Genomic DNA, 268 nt, shown 5'->3' on the forward strand with positions numbered 1-268 from the left:
GGCAGCGCCTTCGGCTTGACCTGCGCGCCCGGATAGTAGATGCGCTGCACGCCGTCGACCACCACTCGGTCGCCCGACTGCAGCCCCTTCTCGACGATCCGCTCGCCGTCGAGCTCGCGGCCGATCGTCACGTCACGGCGCAACGCCTTGTCGCCGGGGCCGATCACGTAGACGTACTTGCGGTCCTGGTCGGTCAGCACGGCCTTGTCGTCGACCAGCAATGCATCCTGGTCGCGGCCGCTGACGAGCTGCACGCGCGCATACAGGC

Annotated in this window: 1 protein-coding gene; it reads right to left on the minus strand. The window is 68.7% G+C overall.

Going from position 1 to position 268, the window contains the following annotated elements:
* Positions 1–268: efflux RND transporter periplasmic adaptor subunit (locus AC1RPN_RS09005; RefSeq protein ID WP_481763846.1), on the minus strand; the 268-nt coding region annotated here is incomplete at both ends.

The organism is Dellaglioa sp. CoH-57-MRSF-20 (assembly GCF_056781955.1).